Origin of the sequence: Streptomyces sp. NBC_01384, assembly GCF_045040035.1 — a bacterium.
Lineage (GTDB): Bacteria > Actinomycetota > Actinomycetes > Streptomycetales > Streptomycetaceae > Streptomyces.
Genome location: NZ_CP109559.1, coordinates 8840177 through 8850851, shown reverse-complemented (window position 1 = coordinate 8850851; position 10675 = coordinate 8840177). Strand labels below are relative to the sequence as shown.

The following is a 10675-nucleotide window of genomic DNA, read 5'->3' as shown; positions in this document are numbered from 1 at the left end:
GTGATCGACCGCAAGAGCCTCCTCGCCGACCTGCAGAAGCAGGTCAAGGCGGCAGAGACCGACCTCGAACAGCAGGTCAAGGCTGTCCCCGAGGTCGGGACGCGGCTGCGCGGCGAGTACGACCAGGCCCGGAAGCTGGGCCGTACGGCGGCGACATGGAACGCCTGGCTCGGAGAGCGGATCACACAGGTTGCGGTGGCCTGGGTGCTCGGCACGGTGTTCGTCCGGTTCAGCGAGGACAACCGGTTGATCGCCGAGCCGTACATCACGGCGCCGGATGTGGCGGGGCGGGAGACCGCACAGGCACGGTACGAGGAATATCTGGAGAAGGATTCCGACCCTACGTATCGAGGGTGGCTGGAGACGGCGTTCGCCGAGTTGGGGGCTGGGCAGGCGGGGCGGCTGCTCTTCGATCAGGAGCACAACCCGCTGTACCAGATTCCGCTTTCGCACGACGGCGCTGGCGTGCTGCTCGCGTTCTGGCGCGAGCAGCGCGCTGGCGAGGGTGCGGTCGGCGCGGGCGATGAGTCCGGTGGGGGCGGCTGCCCGGTGCTCGTGCACGACTTCAGCGATCCGCTGAGCGACGACGGCACCAAGGGGTGGGATACCCGGTTCCTCGGCGACCTTTACCAGGACCTGAGCGAGGCTGCCCGCAAGACGTACGCGCTACTGCAGACGCCGGAGTTCGTGGAGGAGTTCATCCTCGACCGGACGATGACCCCGGCAGTGCGGGAGTTCGGCTTCGAAGAACTGAAGATGATCGACCCGACATGTGGGTCGGGCCACTTCGTGCTCGGGGCGTTCCGGCGGCTGTTGCGAATGTGGGCGTCGCAGCGACCCGAAGTCGGCCCGTACGAACGGGTGCGGGCAGCGTTGGAGTCTGTGCATGGGGTAGACCTCAACCCGTTCGCGATCGCGGTTGCCCGTTTCCGGCTGCTGGTCGCGGCGATGGCTTCGAGCGACATGCGAACGTTCGCGGAGGCGCGGAAGTACGAGTGGCCGATCCAGCTCGCGGTGGGCGACTCGCTGCTGCCGACTGAGCACCGGCAGGAGGGTCTGTTCGGCGACGAGCAGCTGAGCCTCGGCGACAGCGTGGAATCGGGCGACGCCGAAGACCCTTACTACGCGCTGAGCACGGAGGACGTGTTCGAGTACCCGCAGATCCTGAACCGGGGCCGCTACCACGTGGTGGTTGGGAATCCTCCGTACATCACAGTCAAGGACAAGACACTCAACGAGCTGTATCGCAAGCTGTACGACGCGTGCGCGGGTACTTACGCGCTGTCCGTCCCGTTCGCGCAGCGCTTTTTCGAGCTTGCGGTTCGGGGCGAAGAGAAGTCCGGACTCGGCTACGGCATGGTCGGCCAGATCACGGCCAACTCGTTCATGAAGAGGGAGTTCGGGACGAAGCTGATCGAGAGTTTCTTCCGGGATCAGGTCGAACTGACAGAGGTCATCGACACATCGGGGGCCTACATCCCGGGGCATGGGACGCCGACGGTCATCCTCGTCGGCCGCCCGCTGGATTACATGGGCGCTCGCCGGGCCACCATCCGCACGATCCGTAGCGTTCAGGGGGAACCAGCCGCTCCGGAGAAGGCGGAGGATGGACTCGTCTGGCGGGCGATCGTCGAGCAGGTCGACGTGCCAGGGAGTTCAACCCGATGGGTATCCGTTGATGACCTTGGTCGAGTGGGTCTCTTCGATAAGCAGCCCTGGATCCTGGCTGCTGGCGGCCTGGAAATTAACCGCGCTATCGGCCGCCACGCAACTGCCAAGCTTGAAGAGCTGCAGCGATCTATCGGCAGGTACGCACATACCGGAAACGATCCTTCCTACTTCGCACCCTCGCGAACCTGGAACCGTTTGGGTGTTACCAACGCGCACGTAGTGCCCCTGATTACCGGAGAAGACGTCCGGGACTGGAACCTGAATCCGACGACAGAAGCGCTGTTCCCATACGGTGATTCCCTGCGCGCTGAGTTGACGAGCGATACCGAGCACACCCTCTGGCGTAACCGCACACCTCTACGGAGGCGCCAGGAGCTCGGAGGGACCCCCGAGGAAATCGGACTCAAATGGTACGAATGGAGTCGCTGGCACCCGGAGCGTTTCTCGGACCCCATGGGAATTTCCTTTCCTTTCGTAGCCACGCACAACCATTTTGCACTGACTCGCGGCGGCAATGTATTCAATCGCCACGCGCCCGTAATCAAACTACGGGAGGGGTCCACAGAAGGGGATTACGTAAAAGTACTGGGGCTGCTTAACAGCTCCACAGCCGGGTTCTGGCTCAAGATGGTGAGCCATGACAAGGGCAGCCAAGGCGTAAACGAGGGCTACAAGTCGCACGTTTGGGAACGGTTCTACGAGTTCACCGGAACCAAGCTCCAGGAATTCCCCCTCCCCACGGACTATCCCACCGCCCTCGCCACCGAACTTGAGACCCTCGCCCAGACACTCTCCGCGACGACCCCCACCGCCTTGGTCACGGACTCCGTCCCCACGCCTCTCGCCCTCCGCAAGGCGCAAGACGCCTACAAATCCACCCGCGCCCGAATGATCGCCCTCCAAGAGGAGCTCGACTGGCAGGTCTACTCCCTCTACAATCTTCACTCCGAGGACCTGCGTCTGCCCGGCCTAGAGGCCGTGCCGGAACTCGCCCTCGGCGAGCGAGCCTTCGAGATCGTGCTCGCACGCCGAGTCGCCGCCGGGGAGGCCAGTGACGAGTGGTTCAAGCGGCACGGGTCCACCCCCCTCACCGAGATCCCCACCCACTGGCCCGCCGACTACCGCGCCCTCGTCCAGAAGCGCATCGACGTCATCGAGTCGAACCGCGCCATCGGCATGGTGGAACGCCCCGAGTACAAACGGCGCTGGGCCACCGAGGGCTGGGACTCCATGCGCCAGCAGGCGCTGAAGTCCTGGCTACTCGACCGGATCGAGGACCGCACCCACTGGTTCGACGTCAACGACAACCCGACCGTCACCACCCTCGCCCGGCTCGCCGAAAGCCTGTCCGCCGACGAGGACTTCACCTCCGTCGCCGAGCTGTACGCGCCCCGGCAGGACCTCGTGAAGACCGTACGGGAGCTGCTCGCCGAGGAGCACGTGCCGTTCATCCCGGCCCTTCGCTACAAGCCGGCCGGGCTGAAGAAGCGCGCCGACTGGGAGCACGTCTGGGGCCTCCAGCGTGAGGAGGACGCCGCGCCCGACGAGCCCGCCAAGCGCAAGATCCGTGAGCGGATTCCCGTACCGCCGAAGTACACCTCCGCGGACTTCCTGAAGCCGAGCTACTGGCGTGCGCGCGGCAAGCTCGACGTGCCCAAGGAGCGGTTCGTGTCGTACGGCACGGTCAACGCGCAGTCGCCGGAGCTGTATGGGTGGGCCGGCTGGGATCACCTGGAGCAGGCCCTCGCGCTCGCCTCGTACATCCAGCAGGCCGGGCTCAGCGAGGACGAACTCGTGCCGTATCTGGCCGGGTTGTTGGAGCTGCAGCCGTGGCTGGAGCAGTGGTACGGCGAGTACGACCCGGACTTCGGAGCGTCCCCGGCCGCCGAGATCCTGGCGTTCCGACAGTCAAAGCAAGGTGAGACCGGGCTGACAGACGACGCGCTGCGGGCCTGGCGCCCGGCGGCTGCCACCCGCGGACACGGCGCGAAGAAGACCGCCGCCCCGAAGAAGCGCGCCAGCGCGAAGGCCACCGCCCAGCTGTCCGACACTGACACCATCACCGACGCCACAACCGATGCCACCGCCGGCACCGACTCCGACTGAGCAGGGCGAGGAGAAGCAGACCCACCATGGCGTTCATGAGCAAGAACAACTCTCGCCCCGAAGACCGGCCGCTGCTGCGCGAGTTGATCGATATCCCAGAGTCGGTGTCCACCTCCGACTTCGTACTAAAGCTGAATGAGGCGGTCACCCCCGAGGGGGTCGAGGCTGCGCTCAAGGATTACGTCGTCACCGACCGGCTGCTCGGCAATTTCGACGAGGCCCTCGATCTGATCAAGTCGGCGCTGGACAGTCACTCGTCCAAGGCCGCCTATCTGCACGGGTCGTTCGGTTCCGGTAAGTCGCACTTCATGGCGGTGCTGTATGCGCTGCTGTCGCGGAATCAGGCGGCTCGGGCCCGCGCGGATCTCGACCCCGTACGCACGCGGCACTCCTGGCTGGACTCCGACGATCGCAAGTTCCTGCTGGTGCCCTACCACATGCTGGGCTCCAAGTCCCTGGAGCAGCGCGTGCTCGGCAAGTACGTGGAGCACGTACGCAAGCTGCACCCCGGCTGCCCGTTGCCGCAGGTCTATCTGACCGACGGGCTCTTCGAGGACTTCGCCGAGCAGCGCCGGCGGAACGGCGACGAGCGGGTGATCGAGCAGCTCGCCGACGCCGGGGGTGGCCAGGAGGACGAGTGGGGCGACTCGTTCGCCTGGACGACCGAGCTGCTCGATCAGGCGGTCGCCGCGCAGGAGGAGCACGACAACACCAAGAGTCTCGACCTGGAAAGCCCCTCCACACCACAGGACTTGAGGGCCCGGCTGGTTCAGGATCTCACCCAGACCCTGTTCCCCTCGTTCGCGCGGAACGCCTCCGAGGACGCCGACGGGTTCGTCTCCCTGGACAAGGGGCTCGGCATCATCGCCGCGCACGCCAAGGAACTCAACTACGACGGCCTCGTCCTGTTCATGGACGAGTTGATCCTGTGGCTGGCCTCCCGTATCCACGACCAGAAGTTCGTCTCCCGCGAAGCCGACAAGATCACGAACTTTGTGGAGGGTGCCGACGAACGGCGAGCCATCCCGGTGGTGTCGTTCATCGCCCGCCAGCGCGATCTGCGTGAGCTGGTCGGCGAGGAGATGTCGGGGGCCGCCGAGGCCGCCGTGCAGGACACCTTGAAGTTCAGTGGCGGGCGCTTCGACAAGGTGGTGCTCGAGGACCGGAACCTTCCGCAGATCGCACAGGCCCGGCTGCTCAAGCCCGCCACCGACGAGGCCGAGGCGAAGGTGGAGGCCGCATTCGCCGAGGCCAAGAAGCTCGGCCCCGACGTGTGGGACACCCTGCTCGGTCACGACAAGTCGACCACCGGGGCGGACGAGACCGCGTTCCGGCGGACGTATCCGTTCCCGCCGGCGTTCATGGACACCCTGGTGCACATCTCGGCCGCGCTGCAGCGCTCCCGTACCGGCCTGAAGTTGATGAGCCAGCTGCTCGTCGATCACCGCGACGACTGGCGGCTCGGGCAGCTCGTGCCGCTCGGTGATCTGTACCCGGCGATCGCCGGGGGCGGCGACAAGGCGTTCAGCGGGGAGACCAGTGTCCACTTCGAGGCCGCCGACAAGCTGTACCGGGACAAGCTGCGCCCGTATCTACTGAAAGCCAACCAGGTCACCGAGGATCAGGTCGAGGCGTACCGCCGCCACCCCGAGACCCTCAACGATCCCCAGCTCACGGCCCGCTGCCGGGACTTCACCGGTGACATTCGGCTGCTGCAGACGCTGCTACTTTCCGCGCTGGCGCCGAGTGTTCCCGCTCTTGCCGACCTCACGCTCGCGCGGCTGCACGCCCTCAATCACGGCTCCATCACCACCCGCATCGCGGGTACCGAGGTCGGCCGCCTTGAGCACAAGGCCAAGGAATGGGCGGTGAACTTCCCGGAGATAAAGGTCACCGGTACCGGGCCGGGCGCGGTGGTACGGCTGGAGCTCACCGGCGTCGACCTCGACGCCGTCCTCGCCAACGCCCAGGTCCACAACAACCAGGGCAACCGCCGTACCAAAATGCGCGCCCTGCTCAAGGACGCGCTCGGCGTCAGCGACGGGCCCGGCGGCTTCGACGCGTACGACGTGCTCGGCCTGGTGTGGAAGGGGACCGAGCGGCAGGTCGAGGTGGTCTTCGGGAACGTCGCCGATCCTGACTCCCTGCCCGAGACCACTCTGCGTCCCAGTCAGGACGACGCCTGGCGCCTCGTCGTCGACTTCCCTTACGACGAGGGCGAGTTCGGCCCGATGGATGACTTGCAGCGGCTGCGCGCCCTGCGGGAGAAACCGGGCGGTGACTCGCGGACCCTTGCCTGGCTTCCCACTCATCTGACGGATGCCTCCCGCGCCGACTTCGAGCGTCTCGTCGTCATCGACAAGGCCCTCGCGGACGAAGCCCGCTTCGACGCCGAGTACGCGCGGAGCCTCAACGCGGACGACAAGGAGCGCGCCAAGGGCATGCTCCAGTCGCAACTCCTCGTCCTCACTGAGCGGGTCAACCTGTCCCTGCGGCAGGCGTACGGGCTCGCGCAGAAGCAGGAAGGGGTGGTCGACCTCAGCTTCGAGAACCATCTGGTCGCCCAGCAGGACGTACCCGATCTGCGGCCCCCGCTCGGCGCGCCGTTGGAGTCCGCCGCCCGCGACCTGGTCGGCAAGCTGCTTGCCCAGCAGTACCCCGCGCATCCCAATCTGGACCCCGAGGGCACAGGCAGGCCCGTGAAGCCTGCCGAGATCAAGGCCGTCTTCGAGTACGTACGCAAGGCCGCCGAGGACCGTGACGGGCAAGTCGAGGTCGAGGCCAAGGACCGCAAGGTCATGGCGCGGATCGCGGGCGGGCTCGGGCTCGGCGCCATGCGGGAGGCGTACTACCGGCAGTCCACCGCCTGGCCCGACCACTTCAACGCCCAGGCCCGCCGGGACGGCGTCGCCGAGCCGACCCTGGTCAAGCTGTCCGACTGGAGTGAGCTGCCCGATCGGCGTGGACTGCCAGAGCCGCTGCAGCGGTTGGTTGCCGCCGCGTATGCGGAGATGACCGACCGAGTGTGGGTGCGTGGCGGAGCGCCCATCGAACCCGCGCCCGCACCACACGAGCTGAAGCGGGACTACGCCCTGCGCGAGCAGCAGCTGCCCAGCGAGAGCGACTGGGACGAGGCACGCAAGCGCTTCGAGCCGATGCTCGGGAAGCGGGCGCCGCAGTTGCGGCGCGGGCGGATCGTCAACCAGTTCGCCGGGCAGATAAGGCAGGCTGCCGCCGCGCTCGCGCAGGACACCGGACGGCTCGTCGGGGAGCTGGAGAAGCATCGCGACTTCCTGCGGCTCAGCGACGACTCGCCCCGGCTCGTTCTCGCCCGGCGTGCGCAGGAGTTGGTCAAGGCGGTGACCGAGGCCGGGATCGATGCGAAGTCCGTGGTGGACCGGCTCGCCCGCTTCGACCTCGGCGACTTCACCGCACATCGCTTCGGCATGTCGCTGATGAGTTCCGGGAAGGTCGCCAGCGCTCTGCAGAACACCGTCTGGGACCAGTTGAGCCTGGCCGATACCCTCGGGGTGGACGGTGCGGCGGTCCTGGAGCGGGTGCGGGACGCGGCCGCCGGCGATCCCGGTGACTACCCGGATCTGCCGGGAGTATTGACCGCCGCCGGCCGGGAGGTGCTGTCCCTGCTGAGGTCCCGGCGGACCGCGGCCGAGCAGCCCCAGCCGCCCGTCGAACTGCCGCCCAGCTCCGAGAGCGTGGATCTGAACACCGGTTCAGCCCACCCGCAGGTACTGCCGGAGCCAGGGCCGGGGCCGGGGCCTCGTACTCCATCGCGATCCGCAGCCCGCTCCGGTGGCGGGCGTACCACCGCCGCCCGAGCCGCCGCCGAACTGCAGGCGGAGATCGCGGCGCTCGCGGCCGAGAACCCGAACGCCACCGTCGAGGTCGTCTGGAAGGTCGTCGACTGATGTCCGACACGGTCACCACAGCCCCTGCGGCCGTCGGCCCCGCCCGGCTGTCCGCAGGAACCGTCCGTCAGTACGTCGCCGCCCGCAGCCGGCTCGGCGACGGCACGGCCCGCGTAATGCTGTTGCGGGCCGCTCCCTCTTGGGACGCGCCCGCGGTGCAGCGAACTGCCGGCGGACTGCAGGCACGGGTGGCCGTGGGTCCCTCGGTGCTCGCCGTACACGAGCAGATCCTGGGTCACCTTGACGCGCCGGAACCCGTCGATCCCAAGGTCCTGATTGTCCTCACCGATCGCGAGGACACCGACCTCGACCCGGGGCTGCTCGCCCGCGTTTACGGCGGCAGGATCCGGTCTGTCGACAACTGGGAAGTCGTACAGGAAGCGTTCGACGCGCGCGGCCTCGACGGGCGGCTGCGCGGCGAGAAGTGGGCGGCCGAAGCACTCCTCGACGCTGCGGCAACCCGGGGCTGGCCCTCGCTCGGTCGGGGCCTGCTCTCCCGCGACGAGGCCCTCACCCGGCTGGCCCGGCGGCGCCTGAGGATCGGCCGCCATGACACGAATCCGCTTGGCCGTCCGGCCGCACACGACGACGGGGACCGCATCGATCCGGTCGCACTGTTCCAGTGGACCCTCACCCCCGGCGGCCCGGATCTTCTGCGCGACCTGCGCGGCCCGGAAAGGACCGGTCTGGCCCGCTTCCTCTCGGAGCCCGAACAGGGCGGGTCCGCCGGCCGGATCGTCACCGCCCTGGTGGACGCCGAACACGGGGCGGACGCAGCGGCGTACGCGGTGGTGTGCGCTGCGCTGTGGGGGCACGCGGAAGCCGACCACGACCTGTACCGGGCGCGCGGGCGGGCCGAGCGGTGGCTCGGCGAGGCACCACCTGCCCAGGGTGACGATCTCGACAGGCTTCTGACCTCCTTCGGTCAGAGCGGCGAGGCGTACGTCCGCAGCCTGGTCGACCGGGGAGAGCACCGGCTCGCCGACCCCGTCCTGACTCGGGCCGCCCAGCTCGTCACGCAATTCGGGGCACAGGCTGCCGCTTCGGCCAGCCCTTTGCTCGAATCCGGACTCGACACACGCTTCACCACCGCGGGCCACGCACTCTCCGACGGAGATGCAGAGAAGGTCACAGTCGCCATCACCGCACTGGTCGAGCATGCACTCGCCGCGGACGGCACCAACCGGGCCCGTATCCAGCGGGTACGGATGGCTGCACGGTTGCGGCGGTGGCTCACGGCCGAGCCCGGATCCGAGATCGCCTCGGTGGCCGACGGCACCGCCCGTCAGATCCGCGAACTCGGCTGGGTGGACCGTGCCTTGGAGCACCTGGAGGCGGGCGGCGACGCAGACGCTGCACTCTCTGATGCGTACAGCCGGATCGGCACCCAGGTGCGCGAGCGGCGCAAGGAACTGGACCGAACCTTCTCCGAGCGGCTCGCGGTGTGGACCGCCGATGGCACCGATCCCCGCTCCATGCTCACCGTGGAGAGCTTGCTCAGTCGCGTGGTCACGCCTGTCGTCGAGAGTCCAGGCCGGCGGGTCTTGCTGCTCCTCATCGACGGCATGAGTGCAGCGATCGCCGCCGAGCTCGGCGAAGAACTGCGTGACCAGTGGGCCGAGTTCGACCCCCACACCGAAGCGACCGGCCTACCGGTCCGGCGCGCGGTGGCTGCCGCGCTGCCCACCCTGACCACCATCTCTCGCACCTCGCTGTTCGCGGGCACCCTGATGAAGGGCGACCAGAATGACGAGAAGCGGCTCTTCCCTCTCCATTCCTGCTGGAACGGGGCCCCGGCTGCCGTATTCCACAAGGACGACCTGCGCGGCCCCGACACCGGCTCGCCCTTCTCAACCGCTCTCTCCGAGGCGCTGTCCGACGAGCGCACCCACGTCGCGGTCGTCCTCAACACCGTGGACGACCGGCTCGGCAAGGAGCAGAAGCTCGGCGACGGCGCATGGGCGGCGAAGGAGATCGGCGGCCTGGAGCCGCTGCTGCGCGCCGCCCGTGCGAACGATATGACCGTGCTCATCACCTCGGACCACGGCCATGTCGTGGAGCGGCGCGGCAGCAAGCTCGATGCGGCCAGCGGCACCGTCGGCTCGGCACGCCATCGCACCCCTGGCGGACCTGTGGCACCCGCCGAGATCGAGCTGTCCGGGCCCCGAGTCGTCTGGCCGGAACCAGGAGCGCGAATCGTCGCCCTGCGCGACCACGACGCCCGGTACACCGCGCTAAAGGCGGGCTATCACGGCGGAGCGACACTCGCCGAGTTCACCATCCCGCTGCTCGCCCTGCTGCCGTTTGGCGCCGAGCCGCCCGCAGGTTGGCGCGAGCTGGGCGACCCTGCGCCCGTGTGGTGGGAGGAGGGCACCGAGGCCGCAGACGAAGTGGAGGCGGAAGCCGCTTCCGCCCATGACACTGCCACAGTGCGCCCGCAGCGTAAGCAGTCCAAGAAGTCCGCCCTGCCTGTGCCCGAGGGTGTCATCGGCCTCTTCGGCGAAGAGGAGGTGGCGCCCCCGGCACCGCAGGCACCTACTGAGCCCTCGCAGTGGACGACTACCGATCCGGCGAAGGAGACGGCGACCGCACCCGCCCCGGCAGCGGACCCCGCCACCGCGCTGGTGGAGCGACTCATGTCCACCGAGCTGTACCAGGCGCAGCTGGGCCTGCTCGCCCGTCCGCCGCGCGACAAAACGCTCCTCCCGAAGGCGCTCACCGCACTCGTCGAGGCGGGCACCCTGTCGATGACCGCCCTCGCCGAGCGCGCCGGCCAGCCAGCCACCCGCGCCCCCGGCTTCGCCGCGACGCTCGCCCAGCTCCTCAATTACGACGGGGCCCAGATCCTGGAGATCCTCCCCGACAACCGCACCTTGCGCCTACACCGGGCCCAGCTGGTCGAGCAGTTCGGCCTGTGAACCGGCACCGCCGACCCAGCCACTCGTCGAACCGACGGGACCGTGTCATGCCGG

The 10675-nt window shown here is 68.2% G+C and carries 3 protein-coding genes; all 3 read left to right on the top strand.

The window, feature by feature from the left end; all coding sequences use genetic code 11:
• Genes pglX through pglZ form a run of 3 tightly spaced genes read left to right on the top strand, consistent with a single transcriptional unit; the run spans position 1 to position 10621 of the window.
• Positions 1–3777, top strand: coding sequence for a BREX-2 system adenine-specific DNA-methyltransferase PglX (gene pglX / locus OG747_RS40615; RefSeq protein ID WP_405884340.1), 3777 nt, complete (start codon positions 1–3; stop codon positions 3775–3777).
• Between the two features lie 26 nt (positions 3778–3803).
• Positions 3804–7703: a phage resistance protein gene (locus OG747_RS40610; RefSeq protein ID WP_405884339.1), complete on the top strand. Its 3900-nt coding sequence runs from the start codon at positions 3804–3806 to the stop codon at positions 7701–7703.
• Positions 7703–10621 (top strand): BREX-2 system phosphatase PglZ, encoded by a 2919-nt coding sequence (gene pglZ / locus OG747_RS40605; RefSeq protein WP_405884338.1) that lies wholly within the window; start codon positions 7703–7705, stop codon positions 10619–10621. The genes OG747_RS40610 and pglZ overlap by 1 nt, the downstream gene beginning before the upstream one ends.
• Positions 10622–10675: the final 54 nt, after the last annotated feature.

Excerpts from the sequence above, each read along its gene's own strand:
- OG747_RS40610 (WP_405884339.1), top strand. The coding sequence starts at position 3,804 with ATGGCGTTCATGAGCAAGAACAACTCTCGCCCCGAAGACCGGCCGCTG.
- pglZ (WP_405884338.1), top strand. The coding sequence starts at position 7,703 with ATGTCCGACACGGTCACCACAGCCCCTGCGGCCGTCGGCCCCGCCCGG.